This is a genomic window from Acidaminococcus intestini DSM 21505 (assembly GCF_000425045.1).
Taxonomy (GTDB): Bacteria; Bacillota; Negativicutes; order Acidaminococcales; family Acidaminococcaceae; genus Acidaminococcus; species Acidaminococcus intestini.
Genome location: NZ_KE384298.1, coordinates 1 through 25,513 on the forward strand (window position 1 = coordinate 1; position 25,513 = coordinate 25,513).

At 51.2% G+C, this 25,513-nt stretch carries 23 protein-coding genes; 2 read left to right on the forward strand and 21 right to left on the reverse strand.

Features of this window, described 5'->3' with window-relative positions:
* Nucleotides 1-161 precede the first annotated feature (161 nt).
* Genes H503_RS0110940 through H503_RS0110950 form a run of 3 tightly spaced genes read right to left on the reverse strand, consistent with a single transcriptional unit; the run spans nt 162 to nt 2,596 of the window.
* The gene (locus tag H503_RS0110940) at nt 162-1,100 is read right to left on the reverse strand and encodes a 3'-5' exoribonuclease YhaM family protein (RefSeq protein ID WP_014128374.1); all 939 of its coding nucleotides are present in this window, start codon (nt 1,098-1,100) and stop codon (nt 162-164) included.
* A 13-nt stretch (nt 1,101-1,113) separates the two neighbouring features.
* Nucleotides 1,114-1,908: a Nif3-like dinuclear metal center hexameric protein gene (locus H503_RS0110945; protein WP_009015645.1), complete on the reverse strand. Its 795-nt coding sequence runs from the start codon at nt 1,906-1,908 to the stop codon at nt 1,114-1,116.
* The gene (locus H503_RS0110950; RefSeq protein ID WP_009015646.1) at nt 1,889-2,596 is read right to left on the reverse strand and encodes a tRNA (adenine(22)-N(1))-methyltransferase; all 708 of its coding nucleotides are present in this window, start codon (nt 2,594-2,596) and stop codon (nt 1,889-1,891) included. The genes H503_RS0110945 and H503_RS0110950 overlap by 20 nt, the downstream gene beginning before the upstream one ends.
* A gap of 136 nt (nt 2,597-2,732) precedes the next feature.
* On the opposite strand from H503_RS0110950, the gene H503_RS0110955 reads away from it, so the two are divergent.
* Nucleotides 2,733-2,912, forward strand: a complete 180-nt coding sequence (locus H503_RS0110955; RefSeq protein WP_021737091.1) for a hypothetical protein — start codon at nt 2,733-2,735, stop codon at nt 2,910-2,912.
* A 157-nt stretch (nt 2,913-3,069) separates the two neighbouring features.
* Here H503_RS0110955 and H503_RS0110960 read toward each other — a convergent pair whose 3' ends face one another.
* The 14 genes from H503_RS0110960 to miaB form a co-directional block, all read right to left on the reverse strand.
* The gene (locus tag H503_RS0110960; RefSeq protein WP_009015647.1) at nt 3,070-3,807 is read right to left on the reverse strand and encodes a BUD32 family EKC/KEOPS complex subunit; all 738 of its coding nucleotides are present in this window, start codon (nt 3,805-3,807) and stop codon (nt 3,070-3,072) included.
* Between the two features lie 14 nt (nt 3,808-3,821).
* Nucleotides 3,822-5,453: a phosphoenolpyruvate--protein phosphotransferase gene (gene ptsP, locus H503_RS0110965; protein WP_009015648.1), complete on the reverse strand. Its 1,632-nt coding sequence runs from the start codon at nt 5,451-5,453 to the stop codon at nt 3,822-3,824.
* 9 nt (nt 5,454-5,462) lie between these two features.
* Nucleotides 5,463-5,720: an HPr family phosphocarrier protein gene (locus H503_RS0110970; RefSeq protein WP_009015649.1), complete on the reverse strand. Its 258-nt coding sequence runs from the start codon at nt 5,718-5,720 to the stop codon at nt 5,463-5,465.
* A 189-nt stretch (nt 5,721-5,909) separates the two neighbouring features.
* Nucleotides 5,910-7,262, reverse strand: a complete 1,353-nt coding sequence (locus H503_RS0110975) for a pyruvate carboxylase subunit B (RefSeq protein WP_009015650.1) — start codon at nt 7,260-7,262, stop codon at nt 5,910-5,912.
* 327 nt (nt 7,263-7,589) lie between these two features.
* On the reverse strand, nt 7,590-8,576 hold the full coding sequence (locus H503_RS0110980) for a diaminopimelate dehydrogenase (RefSeq protein ID WP_009015651.1): 987 nt from the start codon (nt 8,574-8,576) through the stop codon (nt 7,590-7,592).
* Between the two features lie 419 nt (nt 8,577-8,995).
* Nucleotides 8,996-9,847 carry a zinc metalloprotease HtpX gene (htpX, locus tag H503_RS0110985; protein WP_009015652.1) on the reverse strand — a complete coding sequence of 284 codons (852 nt, stop codon included), beginning with the start codon at nt 9,845-9,847 and terminating at the stop codon, nt 8,996-8,998.
* Between the two features lie 12 nt (nt 9,848-9,859).
* Entirely contained in the window at nt 9,860-10,942 is a 1,083-nt protein-coding gene (locus H503_RS0110990) for a divergent polysaccharide deacetylase family protein (protein ID WP_016459578.1), read from the reverse strand.
* An 11-nt stretch (nt 10,943-10,953) separates the two neighbouring features.
* Nucleotides 10,954-11,850 carry a site-specific tyrosine recombinase XerD gene (gene xerD / locus H503_RS0110995; RefSeq protein WP_009015654.1) on the reverse strand — a complete coding sequence of 299 codons (897 nt, stop codon included), beginning with the start codon at nt 11,848-11,850 and terminating at the stop codon, nt 10,954-10,956.
* Nucleotides 11,834-12,103 (reverse strand): RNA chaperone Hfq, encoded by a 270-nt coding sequence (gene hfq / locus H503_RS0111000; protein WP_016459579.1) that lies wholly within the window; start codon nt 12,101-12,103, stop codon nt 11,834-11,836. The genes xerD and hfq overlap by 17 nt, the downstream gene beginning before the upstream one ends.
* A 15-nt stretch (nt 12,104-12,118) precedes the next feature.
* Nucleotides 12,119-13,057, reverse strand: coding sequence for a tRNA (adenosine(37)-N6)-dimethylallyltransferase MiaA (miaA, locus tag H503_RS0111005; RefSeq protein ID WP_009015655.1), 939 nt, complete (start codon nt 13,055-13,057; stop codon nt 12,119-12,121).
* Entirely contained in the window at nt 13,054-13,785 is a 732-nt protein-coding gene (locus H503_RS0111010) for a class I SAM-dependent methyltransferase (protein ID WP_226828528.1), read from the reverse strand. Before H503_RS0111010 ends, miaA begins: the two co-directional genes overlap by 4 nt.
* A 65-nt stretch (nt 13,786-13,850) precedes the next feature.
* Nucleotides 13,851-15,737 carry a DNA mismatch repair endonuclease MutL gene (mutL, locus tag H503_RS0111015; RefSeq protein WP_009015657.1) on the reverse strand — a complete coding sequence of 629 codons (1,887 nt, stop codon included), beginning with the start codon at nt 15,735-15,737 and terminating at the stop codon, nt 13,851-13,853.
* The gene (gene mutS, locus H503_RS0111020) at nt 15,734-18,349 is read right to left on the reverse strand and encodes a DNA mismatch repair protein MutS (protein WP_014128370.1); all 2,616 of its coding nucleotides are present in this window, start codon (nt 18,347-18,349) and stop codon (nt 15,734-15,736) included. Before mutS ends, mutL begins: the two co-directional genes overlap by 4 nt.
* Nucleotides 18,350-18,351: 2 nt before the next feature.
* Nucleotides 18,352-19,677: a tRNA (N6-isopentenyl adenosine(37)-C2)-methylthiotransferase MiaB gene (miaB, locus tag H503_RS0111025; protein WP_009015659.1), complete on the reverse strand. Its 1,326-nt coding sequence runs from the start codon at nt 19,675-19,677 to the stop codon at nt 18,352-18,354.
* Between the two features lie 536 nt (nt 19,678-20,213).
* On the opposite strand from miaB, the gene H503_RS0111030 reads away from it, so the two are divergent.
* Nucleotides 20,214-20,930, forward strand: coding sequence for a LytR/AlgR family response regulator transcription factor (locus tag H503_RS0111030; RefSeq protein ID WP_014128369.1), 717 nt, complete (start codon nt 20,214-20,216; stop codon nt 20,928-20,930).
* 5 nt (nt 20,931-20,935) lie between these two features.
* Here the strand turns inward: H503_RS0111030 and H503_RS0111035 are convergent, their stop codons facing one another.
* The 4 genes from H503_RS0111035 to H503_RS0111050 all read right to left on the reverse strand — a co-directional run bounded on the left by H503_RS0111035 (nt 20,936) and on the right by H503_RS0111050 (nt 25,505).
* Nucleotides 20,936-21,334 carry a YolD-like family protein gene (locus H503_RS0111035; RefSeq protein ID WP_016459583.1) on the reverse strand — a complete coding sequence of 133 codons (399 nt, stop codon included), beginning with the start codon at nt 21,332-21,334 and terminating at the stop codon, nt 20,936-20,938.
* On the reverse strand, nt 21,327-22,763 hold the full coding sequence (locus H503_RS0111040) for a Y-family DNA polymerase (protein WP_016459584.1): 1,437 nt from the start codon (nt 22,761-22,763) through the stop codon (nt 21,327-21,329). Before H503_RS0111040 ends, H503_RS0111035 begins: the two co-directional genes overlap by 8 nt.
* Before the next feature lie 125 nt (nt 22,764-22,888).
* On the reverse strand, nt 22,889-24,232 hold the full coding sequence (locus H503_RS0111045) for an MATE family efflux transporter (protein WP_009015663.1): 1,344 nt from the start codon (nt 24,230-24,232) through the stop codon (nt 22,889-22,891).
* A gap of 97 nt (nt 24,233-24,329) precedes the next feature.
* The gene (locus H503_RS0111050) at nt 24,330-25,505 is read right to left on the reverse strand and encodes a phosphoribosylaminoimidazolecarboxamide formyltransferase (protein ID WP_016459585.1); all 1,176 of its coding nucleotides are present in this window, start codon (nt 25,503-25,505) and stop codon (nt 24,330-24,332) included.
* Nucleotides 25,506-25,513: the final 8 nt, after the last annotated feature.

Consider the following 25,513-nt stretch of genomic DNA (forward strand, 5'->3'; position numbering starts at 1 on the left):
GCATATGCCTATTTTTTTATTGAAAAAAAAGTAGGCGCTGAGAGGACACGCATCTGGACGGTCACTTTAGCGCCCCAAAATAAATTATAGAACCGCTTTTTTCCCACCAAAAAAGCCGCAAAGAACTCGTTTTTCATGTCTTTGCAGCTTTTCAGTTTATCTCATTCCAAAGGGTTTACGGCAAGGAAACGCTGGAGCATCTTGTTAAAGGCCCAGGTTTCTTTTCCATCTGTCTGGAACTGGTTAAGAACGGCATCCGTTTCATCGGCGTAATGAACAATAAAGGCCTCTTTCGTCGCACAAAAGACGGGGGAACCTTTTTCGTGATCCCCATGATGGGAAAGGATGATATGAAGAAGCTCGTCAAGACGGATGCGGGAAAGATCCGGGATATTTTCCGCAATGCGGCTGATTAGCATGGCCCCCATGGAAATATGGCCCATGAGCCGGCCTTCCGTCGTATAAGGGAAGCCAAGGCCGGCGGAAATTTCCCGAAGCTTACCGATATCGTGCAGAAGGGCTCCAGCAAGGATGAGATCAAGGTCCACCCCACCGATGGTCTTGCCCATGCTAAGAGCCAGGCGGGCCACACAAACCGTATGATGCAGCAGACCGCCGACGTACGCATGATGAAGCCGCATTCCTGCCGGATTCCTAAGAAACCGTTCATACCGCTTCCCAGAAAACACCTGCTTGACCAGACGCTGAAGCGGTTCATCCTGGATGCGCCCGATGAGGGTCTGAAATTCCACTTCCAAGGACTCAAGGTCGATGGGTCCTGTAGGCAGCAGCATGGATAAATCGGTTTCCCCATCGGGAGGAACAACTTTCTGCACAATGACCTGCAGGTTTTGGCCGCCCATGGGTGATGCATACTTATTGGCATCGACACGGCCGCCAATGATAAATGGCGTCGGTCCCTCCATGGTGCGCAGGCGATTGATAGGGCCTGCTTCAAAGCAAATGAAAGGAAGGGTTCCGCTGTTATCTTCCAAAAGGCCCCGGGCGTATGCCTTGCCATTGGAGCTTGTACCTACCTTCTGCAGACGGACAAGGCAGGGCTGCTCCAGATCATTACCGAGTCTTACATCTTTGATCATGAAAGCACCTTCTTTAGATGCTTTGGAGGACAAGGTCCTCATGGGCACGAATTACTTCAAAATGGCGGCCCGACTCCTGGCACCATGCAGTAAGAACGTCTTCCAGATGCGCGATAACAGGCAGTTCCGTCAGCTGATGGGTACCATCGACAAGGTTAAGTCCCATATTGAGGGCCTTCTGGGCGACATGATATTTTACATCGCCTGTAACGAGCGTATCCGCTCCGGCGGCCATGGCATCATCCATGAAGTCAGCTCCGCTTCCGCCAACGACGGCAACCTTAAAGACCGGCTCCTCACCGCCGGCAAAGGTGACATGGGCGGCGCCCAACTGATCCCGCACGTAAGCTGCAAAATCCTTCAGTTCCATCGGCTCACCAAGGACACCAATACGGGCAAGTCCCTGCTCCGGACAGTCCTTACGGGGAATTTCCGTTACATCGTTAAGCCCCAGCCTGTCTGCAAGGACATCGTTGACGCCGCCACGGGCAGCATCAAGGTTGGTATGGGCGGCATAGACAGCAATGTCATGTTTGATCAGTTCATACATGACTTCCATCTTTGTATCCGTCACAGCAAGGGAGCTCGGCAAATGGAAATAGTAGGGATGATGGGTGATGATAAGGTCCACCTCTTCTTCAATGGCCTGTTCCGCCACTTCTGGCATCAGGTCAAGGGCCACCATGATCTTATGGACCGGGGCTTCCACATGACCCAGGAGCAGGCCCGGATTATCCCATTTTTCCGCATAGGTAAGGGATGCATATTCGTTCATAAAGACGCAGATGTCACTGACAGTCGTTTCCATGTAATATTTCCTCCAATCGTTTTTTCGTCTCTACGGATGTTTGGTAATGCTCACTTTGGCGTGCTTTGGAACTTTTTTCCATACTGGAAAGAAGCCGGTCGTACTTGGCGATGAGACGGCGGACAAACATTCCAAGAAGCGGATGATGGCGCCGCACAAGGTCATCACCGACAAGGTCGGTCAGTCCTTCATAATGAAAGGACGGATCTTTGTGAAGAAGCAGCACTTCATAGATGCGATTCCCTTCCTGGACCAGTTCTTCCCGCAAAATTCCCCAGCCGGATCGTTCACACCAATGACGCAGTTTTTCGCTGTCATTCATAGGCTGCAGAATGAGTGTTGTGAGCGTGGGCGACGCCAGGACTTCCGGTGCCGCGTCAAGGATTTCCACCATCGTGCCGGCTCCCATGCCCGCAATGACAACCGTGTTTGCTTCACCAGGACGGGTAACCGTCAGTCCGCTGCCAAGGCGCACAGAAATTACATCTTCCAGGTGATGGCTGTGAACTGTTTTCCATGCCGCTTCGCAGGGACCTTCCCCAATATCGCCGGCAATGGCTTTTTTCACCCGTCCTTGACTGATGGCCATAACGGGCAGGTAGGCATGATCGGTTCCCACGTCACACAAGGTGCCACAGGAGGGAACAAGAGAGACGAGAAAATCAAGGCGCGGACCGGCGGTTATCATAAAAGCACTCCTTTCAGGTACCGTACCATTATATCATAAAAAGAAAGAAACTCGGCATTTTTAGAGGGCTGAAATTGACACGCCAAAAAATGACGCAGTGACTTATCCTTTCTAAGATGTAAAAAGACGCCCCATCGTGTTTCTTTTCTTGAAGGCCCAAGGACTGATGACAGAAAAAGAAGCCGATGAGCTTTTTACCTTTTTACTCTACGGCTCCTTCTATGTAAATAAAATGATGGGGTTTACAAAAGACCACGACTGGTACAGACTGCAGGGACGGATCATATCCTTCATCCTTGCAGGGCTTTCTTCCTAATTTGCAAAAGCTGGCCGCAGCAGGAAGGATAAAAGAGTGCCGTTTCCTATTCCAGCAGGACGCACTAGCTCCAACTCCCCTCAGCAAAAGAAAACACAAAGAAAAGCGCTGTGAAGAAATGAAGGCATTTTTCATGATTCACAGCGCTTTATTCATCTCATAAGGCATCAGGATCGAGCTGAAACAGATAATTTTTTGCGTCATCGAGACTTGTTACATCCGTCCAGCCGAAGATGCGAAGGTGATGGGCAAGGGTAAAAGCCGCTTGAAAACGTTTTGTAACAGCAAGGGCCTTTTCTAGGATGGGGCGGGATTCAGGCCCCGTAAAATAGCCTTTCATCGCTTCCCGAATGAGCTCATCATTTTTGAGCGCCCACTTTTCTCGAAAACAGCTGTGAACAAACAAAAAGAGATCGATCACCCGAGGGTCAGCATCAATGAAACGCTTTTCATTTTCCCAATCAAGGAGGGTTACACTGTCTTTTTCCCGGTCGTAAGCAATGTCCCGCAGGGCCGGGCGACCGTGATGAAGGCCAAACCCATGAAGTTTACCCAGAGCTTCTCCCGCCTTATAGAAAGCTTTTCTGCGCACATCCTGCCAGGGAGCTTCTTTGGCTACGCCTTGAAGGGTCTTGCCCACGGCCTTCATAACAAAGTAATCATCATGAAGAAGGACGATTTCCGGTGCCATCGGACCATATTGATTGACTGTCAGGATTTTATAGACTTCACACCAAAAGGCCGCGTCAACGCTTTGTTTGGCAAAGCGGTTGCGATGGTTGGAAAGACGCCGTTTGATAAAATAAGGCTCGTTTTCGTACAAAAAAGGCATGACACGCCGGTCAGGCTGTTTCTTGATAGCGTCCGTCACCGCTTTTTTAAATGCTAACTGCATAAAAACACGCTTTCTTAGGACAGGCTGCGGATGAGTTTTCTTGTTGGCAGGATCCTTGCTGCAGACATGCTGAGCTCATCCACTCCCATTTCGATGAAGATCGGGATCAGTTCCGGATCGGCCGCGGCTTCTCCGCAGATGCCCACCCAGATACCCGCGTCATGACCAGCTCGGATGGTCTTATGGATAAGCCGCAGTACAGCAGGATGGCTGGCTTTTCCCAATTCTTCAAGCTGGGCGTTCTGACGGTCCACGGCTAAGGTGTACTGGACCAAGTCGTTCGTGCCGATGCTGAAGAAATCCACTTCCTGGGCCAGTTCATCACTGATAACCGCCGAAGCCGGGGTTTCAATCATAATGCCAACTTCAAGATTGGGATCAAAGGGAATTCCTTCTTCATGAAGTTTTACTTCAGCAAGATGAAGGAGCTCTTTTGCCGCCCTTACCTCTTCAACAGAAGTGATCATGGGGAACATGACCGCCACATTTCCGTAGTGGGATGCCCGCAGGATGGCTCGCAGCTGGGTATAGAAGATTTCCGGACGGGCAAGGCAGATACGGATGGCACGGAAGCCTAAAGCAGGGTTTTCCTCTTCCGGCAAGTTGAAATACCCCACCCGTTTATCGGCCCCAATATCAAGGGTGCGAATGATGAGTTTTCGCTGTCCCATTGCCTGGGCTCCCTCTTTGTAAGCCTCAAAGAGATCTTCTTCCGTTGGATAATCGTTTTTCCGGAGATAAAGGAACTCACTGCGGAAAAGGCCGATACCTTCGGCATCATTTTCAAGGACACCTGGCAGGTCCCCTTCCTGTCCGATATTGGCGTAAAGGGCAATGGAGCGGCCTGTCTTGGTTTGTGTCGGGAGGCCTTTTAAGGCATCCATATCTTCTTTACCCTTTTCCTCGGCTTCCAATTTTTTCTTCATGGATGCAAGGGTTTCCGGTTCGGGGTCAAGGTATACCGTGCCCGTCGCACCGTCAAGGGCCGCAAGCTTACCGTTCCAGTCCTCCCCAATTACCTTTTCCGTATGTACAATGGCAGGAATGCCCATGGTACGGGCCAGGATGGCGGTATGGGAGTTGGCACTGCCGCCGCTCGTCACAAAGCCCATGATGAAATCCTTATTGAGCTGAACCGTTTCACTTGGCGTCAAGTCGTCGGCACAGATGATTACAGGGTGGTCAATCTTGGCTGCCCAATCGAAATCGCGCTTCATGAGGGTGCGCAGGACCTGTCCCATAATATCGTGGACGTCGGCAGCACGGGCTTTCATGTATTCATCGTCCATGGATTCCAGCATGGCAGCAAACTGCTCCCCTGCCCGTTCCACTGCGCCTTCTGCCGTCAAATGGTTATCCGTCATGAGCCCTTCGATCATGTCCACAAGATCAGGGTCCTGGAGCATCATTTGATGGGTTTCAAAGATGCCAGCTTCCTCTTCACCGATTTCCTGTCGAGCTTTCTCGGCAAGTTCGCCCAATTGGGCAATCACTTTTTCCTGGGCCGCATGGAAGCGGCGCAGTTCCGCCTCGGGATTAAGGCTCGTAAGAAGGGTCACACGATCTTCATCGGAAGCGTCTGGTTTGGCCGCAATCGGAGCCACAGCCACACCGCTGGAAGCGGACTTTCCTTTGATGATAATCATAGGCACCTCTTAGAGATTTTCCTTAAGGAAGGATTTCAAGGTGCTGGCGGCTTCCTTTTCGTCTTCCCCTTCAACCGTAACGGTAATCGTCATACCAGCTTTGATGCCAAGGCCCATGACGGTAAAGATGCGTTTAAGGTCGCCGGTCTTTCCATTGCCTTCCACCTTGCAGGTCGACTTGAAGCCAGCGGCGGTCTTGACCAAAAGTCCCGCAGGACGAGCATGGATACCCGCAGGATCCGTAATTGTATAGGTAAACTTTTCCATTGTAATTCCTCCTCAGATTCCATAAGCAAAAACACATATTTCTTTTATTTTATAGTGAATGGGATTGTATTGCAAGTGCTTCCCTCAAGGAAGAGCCGTACCGATAGCACAAGACAGTCCCGTTGGCAAAAAAGAAGCAGCACCATGAAAGATAGGGTTCACGGTGCTGCACAAATTCATTCTGGTTTCTTAGCGGTTCTTTTTGAAGTATTCCAAAGCAACTTCCGGGAAGAGAGCGTAGCTTAAGACGTCTTCCACGCTAGCATTGGGATAGCCTTTTGCGGCAAGGTCAGCGCGCATCTTATCCATTTGCGGTGCGATATCATCGGCCGGACGATGGGTAATGGGCTGTTCACCATTTTTAAGGACCAGTTTTTTCAGCTCTTCGCTGATTGGGCCCGGCGTTCTGCCATATTTGCCGCGGACAATGTCGCGGACTTCTTTCGGGATCATCTTGTAACGGCCGAGAACAACGTTCATGGTAGCCATGGAGCCAACAATCTGGCTGCTGGGCGTAACAAGAGGAGGATACCCCAGGTCAGCACGGACTTTCGGCATTTCCTTCAGCAGGGCATCGTACTTATCGGCAACGCCCATCTCAGCAAGCTGTTTGCGCAGGTTGCTGAGCATGCCGCCGGGAATCTGGAAGCTGAGGACCTGCGGGTTGATGTCGCTGCTGTTTGGCAGGTTGAAGGTCTTGATAAGGTCGGCTTTAACCTTCTTGAAGTGATCAGCAATCGGATAAAGTTTGTTGACATCAATCTTCGGGTCCCGTTCCTGACCGGTCAGGGTGTAAACCAGGGATTCCGTGCAGGTATGGCTCGTGCTTTCAGCAAACGGGGACATGGCTGTATCAACCATATCGGCACCGGCTTCAACAGCCTTGAGGATGGTCATGGCACCCATGCCGCTCGTGCAGTGGGAGTGAACATCGATAGGTACATGGATTTCTTTCTTAAGGGCCGTAACGAGGTTGTAGCAGGCGTAAGGAGCAAGCAGGCCGGACATATCTTTGATGCAGATGGAATCAGCCCCCATTTCTTCCAGTTCCTTGGCAAGCTTCACAAAATCGCTGTCCTTGTGATACGGACTGATGGTATAAACAAGCGTACCCTGGGCATGGGCACCGGCTTCCTTGATGGCCTTCATGGAGCATTCCAGGTTCCGTGTATCATTAAAGGCATCAAAAACGCGGACAATATCAATGCCGTTTGCCACGCTTCGTTTAATGAATTCCGTAACGACATCGTCTGCATAGTGGTTATAGCCCAGGAGGTTCTGACCGCGAAGCAGCATCTGCAGTTTGGTATTCTTCACATGGCTGCGGATGGTGCGCAGGCGTTCCCAGGGATCTTCATTCAGGAAGCGAAGGCAGGAGTCAAACGTAGCACCGCCCCATGCTTCGAGTGCGTAGAAGCCGCAATCATCTAGGGCTTCCAAGACGGGAAGCATATCGCTCGTACGCATTCTCGTTGCGCAGATGGACTGATGTCCATCTCTGAGGACAGTTTCCACGATCTTAACAGGATTCGGGTTATTCATGTTTTAAACCTCCCATATTCTTAACATTTCTGTTGTCAAATAAGCTAACTGTTTCCATTATAACATAAGACTTTCTTTTCTGTGTAATAGAAGAATCCTTATTGGAGGTATAAGTAAGAGTTCCCTTATTCTTTACTCGGTGCACAAATCGAGCTGACTTCAAAAAGGACGTACGACAGCATAGTTGGGGCTATTCAAAAAATGAGATCGTGGTATGTATTCTATTCCGATACGCCGTGCCCCCATTGGCATCAGATGAATCTCTTAAAAGCCAATGGGGGCACGTAACTACATCGTTTCGGTGCGATTTTCGCGCCGAGCAAAAAACTAAAGGAGATGGGCCCTCAGTTCCTCCCCGCTTTCAGGGCAGAGATAAGCCGGTGCGATATCAAGGGCCGTACGGCACCCCGTACCGCCTTCACGGGCAATACGATGGGCAGCCCGCGCATAGGCCACAAGGACGGATCCCGTAAATTCCGGGTTCGAATCAAGGGTTAGGGCCAGTTCAAAGATATGGTTGTGTTCGCCGTCTGTGCCTGTTTTCCCGGAACGGATGACAAACCCGCCATGGGCAAGACCACTATGATCTCGCTTCATTTCTTCCTCACTGATGAAGTGGACCGTCGTATCGTAGTCACTGAAGTAGTTCGGCATGGTTACGATAGCCTTTGTCACAGCCTCAGCATCGGCACCTTCTTCAAGGACAGCAAAAACTTCACGCGTATGTTTTTCCCGCGTCGTAAGTTCCGGGTTCTTGCCGGCACGAACCGCGTCAAGAGCGGTTTTCACGGGAATGGTGTACTGCTTGGCGTCCTTGACACCGGGAATGCGGCGAACCGCGTCACTGTGGCCTTGGCTGACGCCTTTGCCCCAGAAGGTATAGTCCTTCCCTACGGGAAGGACGGCATGGCTATAGACGCGGGCAAGGGAAAATAGGCCCGGATCCCAGCCAACGGAGATGACCCCGACGTGATTTGTTTCCTTACCGGCTGCATCAACGGCCGCAAAATGGTCAGGAATGCAGGCATGTGTATCAAAGCTATCCACCACGTTGAATTTCTTTACATATTGCGGCGTCTGTTTAGGCAGGTCCGTTGCACTGCCGCCGCAGATAATGAGGACATCGACCTTATCTTGGTAAGCGTCGATATCGTTTACGGAGATGACGGGAACATCGGTCGTTTTGATGCTGACCTTTGCCGGGTCACGGCGGCTGAAGACTGCGACAAATTCCATATCCGGACTGTTTCTAAGGGCCAGTTCAACACCACGGCCCAAATTTCCGTAGCCCATGATGGCAACTCTCGTTTTCATATCGTATACCCCTCCATGTAATTCATCTGGTTTAGTGAAGTAGAGTTACACTATAACATAAAATAAAAGGATTTTCATTAATAAATTGAAATTTTAGGGAAGTAAAAAGTGCAAGTTCCCTTTCACCAGAATGCCTGTATCAAAGGTTACATTAGACAGAGGATCCGTGCTCTCAAACTGCCTGCTCCAGCAATCAGACACCTGTTGTGCAGGGAACAAGGAAAAAAGATAAGGTGGTTTGGTGCCATGCATTCGAACTTAAAGCTACAGGGACAGCGGTAAGGTGATAGCTATCCCCTACCGTAAAATGTTCCGTTGTACGATGCGCCATGAGCCCATTGCTTCAGATTAATCTTTCTAAAGCAATGGGCTCACGTTCTACATCAAATCAGCCCGATTTTTGGGCTGAGTAAAAAGAATTACACAATACACTGCCTCGTCCCCATCCTTTCCGCCTGCTCGCGCAGCCGGCGGATGCGGTCTTCCGTTGCCGGGTGAGTGGAAAAGAGGCTCTTTGCCTCTTTTCCTGCAAAGGGAGAAATGATGAACATATGGGCTGAACTTTCCTGAGCCCCAGCCATAATGGTACGATGGGCGGCAAGGTCGATTTTTTCCAGGGCATTTGCCAGTTCATCGGGGTCACCGCACAGGGCGCCCCCTGCTTCATCAGCCATATATTCCCGGGTCCGGGAAATCGCGAGTTGAATGATCATAGCCATGAGGGGCGTCAGAATGAGGATCAAAAGGGAAGCAATAGGATTTTGGCGATCCCGATCCCTGCCGCCGCCAAACCAGAAGGCAAACCGAGTCAACGCCGAAATAGTGCCTGCCATGACGGCGGCAATAGTGCCAACGAGGATATCCCGATGAAGGATATGGCTCATTTCATGCCCCAAGACGCCGGCAATTTCCGGAGCTGTGAGCGCGTCCATAAGGCCCGTCGTCACGCAGACCGCGGCATGCTGGGGATTGCGGCCCGTGGCAAAGGCATTGGGCACACGGCTGTTCATAACGTAGACCTTGGGCATGGGAAGGTTGGCCCGCGCCGCGAGTTTTTCTACAATGTCATATAATTCCGGCGCCTCATTTCTCGTTACAGGGACACAGCCATATTGATGGATGACCATGGTGTCACTGTACCAATACATGAAGAAATTCATAGCAAGGGAAACAAGCAGCATGAGGCTCATTCCGGATGAGCCCCCGAGATAGTCCCCTAAAAAAACTAAAAGGGCCGTCATAAGCCCCATGAGGGCAGTCGTTCTCAGCATTAGATGACCTCCTTACTGTAGCAGGGACGCGGCAGGGACCAAAGTAATGCCCGATTGTATAACAGCCTTGTAAGACCGTTTCCAGGCTTCTGCCGTATTGGGCCTAGCATGACAGATGACAATGACACTGCCATAACGGTCTGCCAGCTTGACAGCCTGCGCAATCTTTTCCTCAATGGCACCGATATCACTGCTGTTATCGAGAAAGAGCGAGTTATGTCCGGTTGGGATGCCAAGATTTCCCGCTTCCCTTTCTGCCACCGTGGCGGAATTGGTCCTGCTGTCAATAAAGAAAAGGCCATTTTCCCCAATGACAGAAAGAGCTGCGCGAATGGTTGGGCCATGGGCGGTTGCCTTGGAACCCTGATGGTTATTGACGCCGGAAATGCCGGGCAGGCTGTCGATGGCTTCCTGCACAAAGGACGCTATCTGAGCCTTTGTCTGCCCTACCCCCACGAAGCGGGTTTCGGAGCTGCCGCCTGAAACGGGTTCCATGGGCAGATGAAGCATAGCCGTGTGGCCGCTGTTTCGGATGATGGAAAGGGCTGCCGCGCTATTGGGTTTAAAGGGAATGACCGCAAAGGTCATCTTAAGGGGCAAGCTCGTCAGTGTCCGTACCGGTCCCAACTGGTAGCCGCAGTCGTCAATGACGATGGCAAGGCGCCCCTTATAGGCGCCGGGAGCAAGTCCCAAAGAATTTTCATCCGCCTTAGCCGATTCTTTTTTCGCAGCCGGCGGAACCGTCTTTTTCTCTTCTACAGGGTGATCCCGAATGGGTCCCTGCTTCTCTTCTTTTTCAATTTTTTCAATCTTTTCTTTTTCGATTTCTTTGCGTTCTTTCTTGCGAACCTTCTCAATCTCTTCCTTAACGGTTTGGGGAAGGACTTCCTTCACGGTCTCGCGGACGGTTTCAGGCAGCGCTTCTTCAACCACATCGGGCCAAGTCAGATCGGGATTATTTTTTTTATGCGCCGCAAGAAACATCCCAAGACCAATAATGACAAAAAGGATCACAAATATCAAGCATCCGCCGTGCTTATTCCTGCGGCGGCGTGGCGAGCGGGCAGCCGCTTGCCGTTTAGGTTTACGAGGCATTGCATTCTCCCTTATGCCCGAGGATGGCTTTTATCATAGATGGCCTTGAGACGATGATTGGTGAGGTGAGTATAAATCTGCGTCGTAGAGATATCGGAATGACCCAACAGTTCCTGCACCGTTCTAAGGTCCGCTCCATTATCGAGCATATGAGTAGCAAAGGAGTGGCGCAGGATATGAGGCGTCAAGGATTTGGCAATATGGACCTTGAGCCCATAATTTTTAATGAGCTGCCAAAAGCGCTGCCGCGTCATGCCCGTTCCCCGAATGGTCAGGAAAAGATCGTCACAGGGACGGTTTTCCTTGACAAAATGGGGACGGACCCGGCTGAGATACTCCTTTAGATACTCAATGGCATAATGTCCCAGTGGAATGAGACGTTCCTTTGCGCCCTTACCATAAGCAATTACATAATGGGACGCAAGATTAACGCTCCCTACCTTGAGGGCAAGCAGTTCCGAAACACGCATGCCCGTTGCATACATCACTTCAAGCATGGTCCGGTCCCGGTACCCTTCCGGTGTATCTAGGTCGGGCGCTTCAAACAATCGATTCACTTCATCCACGCTCAAGACCTTTGGCAGGACCATCCCCCTTGTTTCCGATTCAACAACTTCGCAGGGATCGACCTCAATGGTTCCTTCGGCCGTCATAAAACGGAAAAAGGCCTTCAAAGCAGCCAGTTTCCGGGCAGAACTTGTTACTGCATAATTTTGGGCCTTAAGGACGCTCATATACGTAAGAATATCATCACGGCTGATTTCCTTAATGGGCTTTTTGACCCAGACTGCAAAAAGACGCAAATCACGGCCATAGGACTCACGCGTGTTGCGCGCAAGTCCCATTTCCACCGTTAGATAATCCATAAAAAGAGCAATCTCATCTTCTATTTTATTCCTTAGGGACACTCTGATCATTTCCTTTTTTAAGTACTAAGATCGATTCTGCCTCCACAGGGGCGATCGTCGAAATCGCATGTTTATAGATCAATTCCTGTCTTCCATCGCAGTCAATAATGACCGTAAAGTTATCAAATCCCCAAACCTTTCCGCGAACCTGAAATCCATTGAGCAAATAAATGACAATGGTCTTCTTTTCGGCACGCACTTTGTTCAGGAAGCTATCCTGGAGATTGAGTGTCTTAGCGTTTGATGTTCCCATGAATGAATCCCTCTCTCATTTTTCTATAAATTGTCTTTCTCGAAGCACTTCCAGCATCTTATCCGCAATGGATGGATAGTGAGGCGATGCGTCAAGCATCAGCCAATGGATGTAAGGCATTTTCTTGTACCAGGTAATCTGCCGTTTGGCAAAATTACGGGTTGCCTGCTTGATCTTGGCGACAGCTGTTTTTTTGTCCCATTCCCCTCGAAAATACTGGACACATTGACGGTAGCCGATGCTCTTCATGGATTGGGAATCCAAAGGGATCCCTTGATCATAGAAAAAGCGAGCCTCATCAAAAAGACCCTCTTCCACCATCAAATCAACACGGCGATTGATTCGATCGTACAGGAGGGCACGCTCCATCGTAAGACCAAAGACCACCGCGTCAAAAGGACTTTCGCTGTCCTTTTCTTGGGATACAGGGTCTCCATCTTCCCATGCTTCGATGGCTCTAATTATACGCCGTCTATCATTAATCTTCAATCGATTCGCCGTTTCTTCATCAAGTTTTTCCAATTTTTGATGGAGGGCCTCATTGCCATAGCGATCGGCATATTCTGCAAGGGCCTGACGTCGCTTGGTTTGTTCTTCGCTGGTTGAAAAATGGTAGTTTTCAAGAAGGGCCTTAAGATAAAGTCCTGTCCCCCCTACAATGATGGGCATATGCCCCCGCCCATGGATTTCCTGGATGAGGGACGCCGCTTCCCTTTTAAAATCAAAGGCCGAATATTTTTCTTCCGGGTCGCGCACATCAATCAGATGATGCACGGCAAGGGCCCGTTCTTGGGGGGTTGGTTTGGCCGTAGCAATGTCCATACCACGGAAAACAAGCATGGAATCACCGGAGATGATTTCCCCTTTGAGCTTTTGGGCAAGAAGAATTCCACAGGCTGTCTTTCCTGTCGCTGTTGGTCCGAGGATGACAACGACTTTTTCTTTTGCGGTCATGGTATCCTCCTTATGATTCCGTATTTGATGCGGCTGTAGCGGCCGCCTTGGATTTCCTGGGCGCCCAATTCGGTCAAGAACTGTCGGCTTCGTTCCTTGACGACGACAAGAGGGGCCGCCTTGAGTGCCTTTTCAATGACGCTCCGCGTCAGCGGGCGATGATCGGCAGCCGGACGCATGGGGACCATGTTAGAGGAGCCTTCGACAGGATGCTCAAACATAGGGTCAAAATAGACGGCATCAAAGGAGTCAGGCGGAAGACTTTCCAAATAGGCCGCCGTATCCCCCAAAACAGGTTCAATGCGCCGAAGGGCCTTCAATAGGTCCTCATCGCCCTCGTCATAAGAGCGCAGGCCAAGCCGAGTCATTTGATAGAGAATGGGAGATGCCTCAACCCCCACGACTGTTCCTTCGGATCCCACAGCATAAGAAATAACCGCTGCGTCCGAGGCAAGGCCCAAGGTCCCGTCAAGGACCCGGCTGCCAGGCCGAAGGGCCAGGGCTTCCACCAGATGGTCCGTTTTTCCTTCTTTAAGGGCCCGCACGCGGAGCGTTGCCATACTGGGATGGTAATAAAGGATCCCCTCTTCGGTTTCTACTTGGGGCCCTTTCCGCGTTGCGACAAGAAGGCCGACAAGGTTCCTCTCTTTGCGAAGCGTTTCCAAGGAAACTCCACGGGGCCGCTTCAGATAAGGAATAGCAAGCGTTTCCGCCCAGGATTTCGCCATTTTGATAAGCTCCGTACCGCCCTTGAGCCCCACAGTTACGGCAAAGCGCCCTTTCTTCTTCCCCATCATGTCCGTTTAAAGAGCTTAAAGAGCTCCGGCGTCGTCACTTCAATCATACAGGGCCGTCCATGGGGGCAGGTAAAGGGATGTTCCGTATTGAGAAGTTCCAAGATAACTTCCCTCATCTGCCGGATATTCAGGAGCTCACCTGCCCGGATGGCACTGTGACAGGCCGCATAGTGAAGGACTTCCTCCCGTAGGTCACTGGTCTTGATGGAGCGGTTTTCCTCAAGAAGGGTCAGGATATCCTGGATAAAGGCTTCGGCCTCCCCGTCTTCCACATCGGCCGGCAGGGCAGAAACACGCAGGGAAGTTTCCCCGGCAGGTTCCGCGTCGACACCGAGTTTCAGAAATTCGTCGCGATGTTCTGTCACGGCATCCACATCCGCAGCACTTACGGAAAGAAAAAGCGGCATAAGAAGGGTTTGACTGGGGACCGGTTTTTGCTGCCTGATGAAACGGTCATACATGATACGTTCATGGGCCGCATGCTGGTCGATGAGGTAAAGGCTTGTTTCTGACTGGGCGACGATGAAGGTCCGGTTGACCTGTCCCAAGGGCCAGATTACGTCAATCCCACTGGGGGCCTGGATTTCCCCTCGTTCATTCACGGAGCCAGCTATTCCTCCGCTTGTCTCTTCGCCCGTTATGGCATGGGGTTCTGTCGCGCGTGGCACCGTACGCTGCGCGCCAAAGATTTCGTCCGTATAGGAGCGATCAGGCCGCTCAACCTGAGGCTCCGGCGTACGCCAAATCGGCTGGCCAAAGGCAGGATTCTGGGGAAGAAAGCTGCGGCCTTGGGAATGAGGGAAAATACTTACTTCTTCGGCAAGGCTTTCGTCTTTTTGGGGAGACGGCTTTTTAAAGGTCACTTCATCCTTTCCGTTTTCCGTCCCCCGCATAGGATGCGTCAGGGCATTTGTAAGTGCGTGGTAGACAGCCCGGTAAACAGCCTGCTCATCACCAAACTTGATCTCACTTTTTTGGGGATGGACATTGATATCAATCGCATGGGTATCCACGGTGAGCTTCAGCATGGCAAAAGGAAACCCTGACTTAGGGATCTGGGACTGATAGGCGTGATCGATGGCACGGCTCACCATCCGGCTTACGATATACCGATCATTGACAAAAAGAGTCTGCCACTGCCGCGTTCCCTTAAGAAGGGTGGGCCGACTGATAAACCCCTTGACACGGATTCCATCCTGTTCATGGTCTACGGGAAGAAGGGCCTCAACGACATTTTTCCCATAAAGCGCCCCAATGACGTCGAGTTCATCACCGCTTCCCGGGGTATTAAGGACTTCCTTGTCGTTATTTTGAAGCGTAAAATGGACATCCGGCCGTGAAAGGGCCATTTTGGAAAGGATATCGTTGATATAGCGACCCTCCGTACTGACCGTCCGCAAAAACTTGCGCCGTGCTGGAACGTTATAGAAAAGATCCTTTACCGTCACGGTCGTCCCCACATCTCCGCCCATCACATCAACGCTCATATTTTCCCCGCCATCGATGGTGATGCTTGTTGCAAACTCCGCGCCTTCTTCCCGTGTGAGAAGGTTGAAATGGCTGACAGAGGCAATGCTCGGCAGCGCTTCCCCGCGAAACCCCAGGGTCTTTAAGGTAAGTAGGTCCTCAGCCTTTACAATCTTGCTTGTTGCGTGGCGCAGTACGGCAAGACGGGCATTTTCCTCGTCCATACCGGACCCGTTGTCCTTGACGCGGATATATTCCGTTCCCCCCTCATAAATCGTGACATCCACATGGGTGGCACCGGCATCAAGGGCGTTTTCCACCAATTCCTTGACAACGGACATTGGCTTTTCAACAACTTCACCAGCAGCAATCTGGTTGGATGTATTTTGGTCCAGGAGCTGGACTTTTGCTTTCACGAAAGTTTTCCTCCTTCCCGTTTGGCTTCTTCCGCCAGTTGATAGAGGGTATTCATGGCCTCAAGGGGGGTCATGGTCATGACATCAAGTCCCATGAGGGTATCCCGGATGGTATCGCCAAAAAGGCTTCCCTGCGTCTCATCCGTCGCCGCTTCCTTGGAAATCTCGACATGATGCGTGCCCTTATGGGAAAGCGGTGCCTCGGCGGCATATTCCTCCAAAAGCTCATCCGCCCGGTCCAGGACCTTTTTGGGCAGACCTGCAAGTTTAGCGACGTGGATTCCATAGCTGCGATCCGTTCCGCCAGGCACAATGCGCCGCAAAAAGACCACATCGTTGCCTTTTTCCTTCACGGCGATGGAATAGTTCTTGATGCCATCAAAAAGATCTTCCAATTCAATCAGTTCATGATAATGAGTTGCAAATAGGGTCTTGGCCTTGATTTTTTCGTTGATATATTCCACCACGGCACGGGCAATGCTCATCCCGTCATAGGTGCTTGTTCCGCGCCCGACCTCATCAAGGATGATGAGACTGCGGCTCGTGGCATTTTTAAGGATGTTTGCCACTTCATTCATTTCCACCATGAAGGTGCTTTGCCCCGTGGCAAGGTCATCACTGGCGCCGACACGGGTAAAGATGCGGTCCACGGGGGTGATGACAGCTTCCCGGCAGGGCAGGAAGCTGCCCATTTGGGTCATGAGGACCAGCAGTGCCACCTGACGCATATAGGTCGATTTCCCGGCCATATTAGGGCCCGTCAGGATGATGAGGCGTTCATTCGTCCCATTTAAATGGACATCGTTGGGGACAAAAAGCTCCCGTTCGAGGAGTTTTTCCACGACAGGATGGCGCCCATCCTTGATGATGATTTCACCTTTGTCGCTGAGACGCGGGCAGACATAATTTCCCTTGAAGGCAGCCATGGCAAGAGAATAGATGGCATCAAGCTCACCAATGGCACGGGCCGTATCCTGGATTGTAACAAGCTCATCACGGACACAGTCACGGATTTCATTGAAGAGATAATATTCAAGCTGCTGGATCTTTTCCTTGGCACTGAGAATCTTATTTTCAAAGGCCTTCAGTTCCGGAACAATATAACGTTCCCCATTGACCAAGGTCTGCTTGCGGATAAAGCTATCCGGTACTTGGGAAACCTGCCCTTTGGACACTTCAATATAATAGCCAAAGACTTTGTTGAATCCGACCTTTAGGTTCTTGATTCCCGTTTCTTCCTTGATGCGCAGCTCAAAATCCTGCATCCAGGCATTGTTATTTTCCGCAATATCATGGAGCTCATCCAGTTCGGCATTATACCCCTTACGAATCATCCCTCCTTCCCGGACCGTAAAGGGCGGGTCATCGACAATGCCGCGGCGCAGTTCATCAAGGACGGTTTCATGACTGTCAATGCGGGAGGAAAGCTTTGCCAGGAGCCCATCCCGATAGGGGGCAAGCAGGCGCTTAAGGTCCGGTACGGCCAGAAGGGCGGTGCGCAGGGAGGCCATATCCCGAGCATTGGCAGACCCCACTTCGATTCGGGAAAGGATGCGCTCAAGGTCTGTGATTTTTTTAAGGGCTTCACCGAGCTCTGTCCGCAGCCGGGAATCACCTACAAGCGTGCCTACAGCCTGCTGCCGACTTGTAATGCGGGCCGCATCATAAAGGGGGGATTCAATCCACTGCCGCATGAGGCGGGCTCCCATGGCGGTCGCGGTGTAATCAAGGATATCAAGGAGGGTGCCTTTTTTCGTACCGTCCTTCATATTCCGGACCAGTTCCAGATTGCGGATAGCCGTTGCGTCAAGGACCATGGTCCGGTCTGTCGTAATTTCCGTGAGGCGATTCAGCTGCGCCAAATCGCTTTTTACATTGATATGGATATATTGAAGCATGAGTTCAATCGTATCCCGTACAAGCGGTTCGGTATACGCTTTCCCTTCCGTCCCAAAATGACGGGCAAAAGCATCGATTCCCCCATCTTTTTGGAAGCGGTTGACCATGCATTGGGGCAGTTTCTGTGAAAGTTCCTGCAGGAACCGTTCCGGCAGCTGTTCATCCGGGGCAAGGACTAGCTCCGCCGGCTGCATGCGGTAGATCTGATCCATCAGAAGATCTTCCCAATAAGGGCCGGATGCTTCGTACCAACTGGCCTCCCCTGTGGATACATCGGCAAGGCCAAGGACGGCCCGCCCGTCACCTATAGAAACAGCCGCGAGATATTGATTGTGCTCGTCATCAAGGACGGCATCGGAAAGAACCGTTCCTGGCGTCAAGATTTTTGTGACTTCCCGTTTGACGATCCCGACGGCTTTCTTGGGATCTTCCATCTGGTCGCAAATGGCAATGCGATATCCCTTCTTGATGAGTTTGGCCAAGTAGCCATCTACTGAATGAAAAGGTACACCGCACATGGGGATAGGATGTTTTGTATTGCCTGCGCGCTGGGTCAGCGTCAGATTGAGTTCCCGTGAAGCGGTAATGGCATCCCCAAAAAAGAGTTCATAAAAGTCACCGAGACGATAGAAAAGAAGCTTATCTTCATGCTGCTTCTTGATTTCCATATATTGCTGCACCATGGGGGTATACCCTTCACCAGTCTGCGTCATGGTTATGCCTCTTCCTTTCCTCTGATGAGCCACGTCTGGGCCCTTTCCATCTTTACATTGACAAGGTCACCCGGGGCATGGTCCCTTATCTTTGGCCACAGAACCAGATCATTTCCGTCCGTCCGTCCGCTCAGCATGGCCGGATTGCTCTTGCTGGGTCCTTCAACCATAACGGCAAGGGTTCGCCCCACCAGGCGCTTGTTGCGTTTAAGGCAGATCTCGTTCTGCAGTGCCATGAGACGATCCAGCCGTTCGTGTTTCACAGCGTCCGGGACCTGCGCCCCAAAACCAGCTGCCGGCGTTCCTTTGCGCGGGGAATAGATAAAGGTAAAGGCATCATCATATTCAACGGTACGAAGAAGGTCCAAGGTTTCTTCAAAATCTTTTTCCGTCTCGCCCGGAAATCCTACAATGAGGTCTGTCGTGATGACAGCGTCAGGCACACAGCGGCGGATAGTTTCTACAAGCTTTAAGTAGCGCTCCCGGTCATAGCCACGGTTCATGGCTTTCATGATGCGGCTGCTGCCGGACTGGACAGGAATATGGAAGTTCTTGCAAATATGCTGACTTTCGGCAATCGTCCTCACAACGGCCTCGCTCATGTCACGGGGATGGCTCGTCATATAGCGGATTCGCTCTACACCAGGGATAGCATCGACAAGCTCCAGAAGCTTGCTGAAGCCTTCCTCTTCGCCTCGATCCTTGCCATACGAATTGACATTCTGCCCCAAAAGGGTGAACTCCTTATAGCCCAAGGCCACGGCCTTTTCAATCTCATGGCAGATGGCCTCGGCACTGCGGCTTCGTTCCCGGCCCCGCACATAGGGCACGATGCAGTAGGTGCAGAAATTATTACAGCCATACATGATAGGAACCCAAGCGGCAAAGCTGCTCTTGCGAACAAAGGACCCCTCAAATTCCTGAGGCATGATAGTAAGGTCATCATAGACGCTTTCAGCGCGGCCATGACCAGCAAGGTGATTTTGCAGGATGGAACTGAAATTGTTTACATGAGCCGTTCCCAAGACAAGGTCCACTTGAGGATATTTTTTTTGGAGGTCCTTGCCCCATTCCTGGGCCATGCAGCCGGCTACACATAGGACCATATCCGGGTTTTCACGCTTCAGGCGCTTCATTTCCCCAATCTTTCCCAGAATCTTTTTTTCCGCGTTTTCACGAACGCAGCATGTATTGATAACAACGACATCGGCATGTTCATAGTCCGCACTGGCCTCATAGCCCAAATCAAGGAGCTGACCGGCATAGTGCTCGCTGTCGCTTTCGTTCATCTGGCATCCATAATTGATGATGGCGTAAGTCTTTTTCATGTTCTTCTCCTTTGTCAGTCTAACAATATATTATACTGTAAAATCGAAGAATTTTGTAGGGACCTTTGACAGAGAGATGACAGATCCCGCAGCCAATCATCTTCCTGACCGAAATAAAATAATAGTTGCCAATGCTCCGCCAATCAGAAGCCCCTTTCGGGGCGGCAATTCCCCTTCCTCTCTAGGTGACAGGGCACGGTCTTTTCCAAGGATCGATCATGTGCCCCCTTTTTAGATGCCGATCCTTTTCAGGAATATTTTTCCCTCATTAAATCCGTTTTTACTATAGGAATCTTTTTTTCTCCCTCTTTTAACTTTTTTTATTACATTTTTCTGATCAATTTTCCGATTTATATGATTTATTTCTTTTTATGTTTTTCTTATAGATACTTTTATTTGTTCTCATTTGTTTTGAAAATTTTCTGAATTATGTTATACTAAAAATCGTGATTTTTGTTACATTTATGTTATTTTGTTCCTTTTTCTCCCCGTTGACAGTAAAATCACGTATCTTCTTTACAGAAAGGAAGTCTGTTATGTTTTCCATTGCCTTGTTCGATTCCGTACGAGCAAATCTCAATGAAACGAGCGATCAGCTCAATTCCCTCTCCGCCCTGCCAGAAATCATGCATCTGTATCGTTACTCCAAATTTTCCAGTCTCCTTACCAGTCTCTCCCGTCAAGGAAAATTCCAGCTCATCATTCTCCAGAGCCTTTCCACGCCCTTTCCCGATCTGTCCCTTGCGCGGCGCATCCGGCAGTACGATCGGCGGGTTCCCATTATCATCGTGACGGACAACGAATCCTTATGTCTTGAGGGGTACGACGTCCCCATCTTCCAGTTCTATACCAAGGCCATGACGGTACAGCAAATGCGCATGGTTCTTGAGTCCCTCATGGATCATGCCCCCGATATGGGCAACCGGTTCTTTATCTTTTCATCGGACCAAAGTATGTATCAGGTTCGGCTTTCCGATATTACCTTTTTTGAAGCCAACCGCTCCTCCCTTTTTATCCACACTACGCAAAAAAGCTACGCCTGCCGGGATACACTCAAGAACCTACAGACGCGGCTTCGGCGATTTCCCTTCGAACGGATCCATAAAAGCTTCATCGTAAACACAAAGTTCATCAGCTGCCTGCAGTCCGACTCCCTGATCCTCCAAGATGGCACGGTTCTGCCTGTAAGCAAGCATAAAATGGCGCCCATGCGGCACTACCTGAAGCTTCTCATGGAGTCGTCCCTGCTCTAGGGCTTTCACTCGATGTCGCGGATCTGGGAAACAGGGATTGGTGCCTTGTCTTCAAGGTAAAACGCCTGCCTTGATAAATCAATGCGATAGAGGCGGCCTGACACCGTTCGGCAGACGCCGCCGCTCTTGCGCCCGTCCGGTTCAAAATAATGAAGGGTCACATAAGGGCGCTCCCCTATCCGGTCCATGAGAAAACGGGTCTTTTGGTCGAGCTGTTCCCGCTGCGCTTCGTCAAGCTCTGCGGCTTGATCCGTGTAATGGGCCCGTTCCATGATGGTTTCTGTAAAGCCCGTCAGCGCGTCAAAAGGCGCAAACTGGGCCGCGCGCTGGAGCCGGGGCATACGGGGCCGAGGGATTCCAAATGGATAGGGATGATCCAAGATTGCAGCATAAGGATCAGGCATGATGACCTCCAATCTGACCATGACGGGTAATGGTCATGGCTTCTTTGCATAAGTTGCGCCCCTTGACAAGGGCATTGCGGCCAAATCGGTGATGGACCTCAAGGGCCGCTTCCTGAAGCCGTGCTTCCCGTGGATCTCCATCAAGAAGGGGTGTTTGCTCGGCAAAAAGGAACCCTTGCCGAACAGGGTCCTGAATATCCTGGGAGCGCACATGGACCGCAGTGACACTCATCCGGCGCACCCATAGATAGGGATGGGCAAGGCGGTCATAAAGCGCCATCATGCTTGCCATGATAGGCTGTCCGGCATGGGTCCATCCAGCAAGACGAGCCGAGCCATGACTGCGGCCTGATGGTGGCAGGTCCCGGGAAAAACCTTGTGGCTGCGTCCGTTCATAGCCAATGGTAATGGCCACCTCATCAGTCACAAGACGTTTGCGGGCAAGGTCCAAGATGAGTTCATCCGTCATCTCCCATGCAATCAGGCGGGCATTTTCCGGTGAATAGGGCTTGGGCAGGACCTGACTTGTGCCGAGGCTGGAGGCTTTGGGGATATATCGCTTGATGTCGCTCATACGGCATGATTCCCACCCCCAGGCATGATCAATGAGCAGCTCGGCATTGATGCCAAACCAATCATACAAAAGGGAGGCATCGGAAAGACTGAGGCGGGCAATATCCCCCATGGTGTAAAGGCCATGAGCAGAAAGACGCCGGGCCGAACCGGGGCCAATACGCCAAAAGTCCGTCAGGGGCTGATGGCCCCACAAAGTCCTGCGATAGGCGGTTTCATCAAGAAAAGCAATACGTACCCCATAGGGATCGGGCATCAGGGCTTTTGCTACGATATCCATGGCCACCTTGCTGAGATAGAGGTTCGTCCCAATACCGCCCGTTGCCGTAATGCCCGTTTTTTGATAGACGTCGCGAATCATGGTCATGGCAAGGGTATAGGGCGTCATGCCATACGTCGAAAGGTACGGCGTGGCATCAATCATGACTTCATCAATGGAATAGACATGGATGTCCTGAGGAGCAATGTACTGCAGATAAATGCCGTAGATGTCCCGACTCATTTCGATATAGCGCTGCATGCGCGGCATGGCGACAATATAAGAAAGCGCTTTTTCCGGATGATGCCTAAGCTGTGAATCAAAATGGCTCATCCCCCGGAAAGAACGCTGGGGCGCCTTGCTGCGGCGCAGGGCATTGATTTCATCGACTTTGCGGATCACTTCAAAGAGGCGGGGCCGGCTCGGGACTCCCCGTTTTTTTAGGGGCGGCGATACAGCAAGGCAGATGGTCCGATCCGAGCGACTCTTATCGGCAACGACAAGGCACGTATCAAGGGGATCAAGGCCCCGGTCCACACACTCTACGGAGGCATAAAAGGATTTGAGATCGATGCAGATATAATAGCGCAGTTTCATGATTGCCTCCTTTATAAACATTTGTTCGCTATTTATTATAGCACACTTCACTGAATAAAACAGCCCTCTTCCAGAAATTCTTTAGGAACTTCCGAAAGAGGGCTGCGTGATATCCAAATTGATATTCAGTTTTGTAACACTTCGGTCCTCTCCCTTTCCAAGTGGCGGAACAGGAAGCAGCAAATCAGGACAGAAAGAAGGGACCCCGAAGCGGTCACAAGGCCCATCGGAAAAAGGGAATCGGAAAAGGCCCGGGATGCCAAATAGACGAAAGGAATCCTCACAAGGACGATGGCGATAAGATTGTGGAGAAAAGAATAGATGGATTTTTTAGCTGCACAGAAGTAGCCGCTAAAAGAAAAATGGATTCCCGCAAAGATTGTGTCAAAGATGTATCCTTTCAGATAGGGTCCACCTGATGCAATGACCGCCTCATCAGAGGTGAAAAGACCCACAAAACGCGGCGCCATGACCTGTATCAAAAGGGACACCGAAAGGCCAAAGAACACGGCCGTCTTGATGGCATCATAAAGATAGGCGCGGGCCCGCTTGCGGTTATCCGCACCAAGGTTCTGGGCACTGAGGGCAGAAACAGCCGAAAGGAGCGAAGATGGGACAAGGAAGAGGAAACTGATGATTTTTTCCACAATGCCGACAGCCGCTGCGTCCGTCACGCCGCGCAGGTTTGCAATCATGGTGATGATGAGGAAAGAAATCTGGATAAACGCATCCTGGACGGCAATGGGAATGCCAACGCCGAGGATTTCACGGATGAGGGAGCCCGAAGGGACGAAGGACGCTTTGGAAAGACCAAGTCCCATGGGATGGCGCTTCATGACAAAAACGCCGACAAGGACGCTGACACCTTGGCTGATGGTCGTTCCTAAAGCAGCCCCCAAGGGTCCCATAGCAAAAGGCCCCATGAAAAGGAGATCAAGGGTCAGGTTGATGACGGCCGCAAGGGCCACAAAATAGGTCGGTGTCCGGGAATTGCCAAGACCCCGAAAGATAGAGCTGATGAGGTTGTATCCCGTAATAAGGGGAATGCCTAAAAAGCAGATAAAAAGATAGTGTTTTGTCCCCCTGACGGCTTCGGGCGGCGTTGCCATGATGTCCACAATACGGGGAAGAAAGTTAATCAAGAACCCTGCAAGGACCACAGAAAGGATACCAAAAATGAGCAGCGTCTGCCCGATGGTGCAGCTCACCTTCTCTGCTTCTCCCTTCCCTACAGCTCGAGCAATGGCAATGGTCGTCCCCATGGAAAGCCCCACAAGAACAACAGTCACCATATGCATGATCTGGCTGCCGACGGCAACGGCCGTAATGCTCGCCGGTCCTTCAAACTGGCCGATGATAACAAGGTCTGCCATCCCGTAAAGGGTCTGCAGGAAATAGGAAATGACAAAGGGAATGGAAAAAGAAACAAGGCTCTTCCAAACACTCCCCGAAAGGGCATTGACAGCCATAAAACACGCTCCTAAAAACAAAAAGAAGGCCCCCACCGGGAAGGTATCTCAGCCTTCCCGTGAGGAACCTGGCGTTCTCCTTACCACACGCCGTGCCTTAGTGGTGGAACAGACGGCGGCCCGTAAAGCACATGACGATACCGTACTTATCAGCCGTTTCGATGACTTGGTCATCACGGATGGAACCGCCAGCCTGGGCGATATAGCGGACGCCGCTGCGATGGGCACGCTCTACATTGTCGCCAAAGGGGAAGAAAGCATCGGACCCCAAGGCAACATCCTTGTTCTGGGCAATCCACGCCCTACGTTCTTCCCGCGTCATGCGTTCCGGCTTTTCTGTAAAGAGCGTTTCCCAGATTCCGTCAGTAAGAACGTCATCATCGTCGTCGGAAAGATAGACATCAATAGTATTATCCCGGACCGGCTTCGGCGTATCAGGCTTAAAGGGCAGGCTGAGCGCTTTCGGGGACTGACGGAGCCACCATTTATCGGCCTTGTCGCCAGCAAGGCGCGTACAGTGGACGCGGGACTGCTGTCCGGCACCGACGCCGATGGTCTGTCCGTCCTTGACGTAGCAGACGGAATTTGATTGGGTATACTTGAGGGTAATCAGGGCAATGAGAAGATCCCGTTGGGCCCCTTCGGGAAGATCCTTGTTTTTTGTGACGATTTTTTGGAGGCAGTCCTTTCCAATGGAGTCCGCATTGCGGCGCTGTTCAAAAGTGACACCGAAGACTTCTTTGGTTTCCATTTCATGAGGAACATAGTTCGAGTCAATCTGGATGACATTGTAGCGACCCTTTTTCTTTGTTTTGAGGATGGCAAGAGCCTCGTCATCGTAGCCTGGAGCAATGACGCCATCTGAGACTTCGTGCTGAAGGACTTTTGCCGTCGCTACGTCACACACATCAGAAAGGGCCACGAAATCGCCAAAGGAACTCATCCTGTCCGCACCGCGGGCACGGGCATAAGCGGAAGCAAGGGGTGACATTTCATACCCCTCAAGATGATAGACCTTGCGCAGCGTTTCCGTCAGCGGCTGGGCCACCGCAGCCCCGGCAGGGCTGACATGCTTAAAGGACGCTGCAGCCGGAAGACCGGTAGCTTCCTTGAGCTCCTTGACGAGCTGCCAGCTATTGAGGGCATCCAGGAAATTGATATAGCCAGGGCGGCCATTTAAAATCGTAACCGGCAGGTCACTGCCATCTTTCATATAAAGTTTCGCTGGAAGCTGATTCGGGTTGCAGCCATACTTTAATTCGAATTCCTTCATCTTCATTC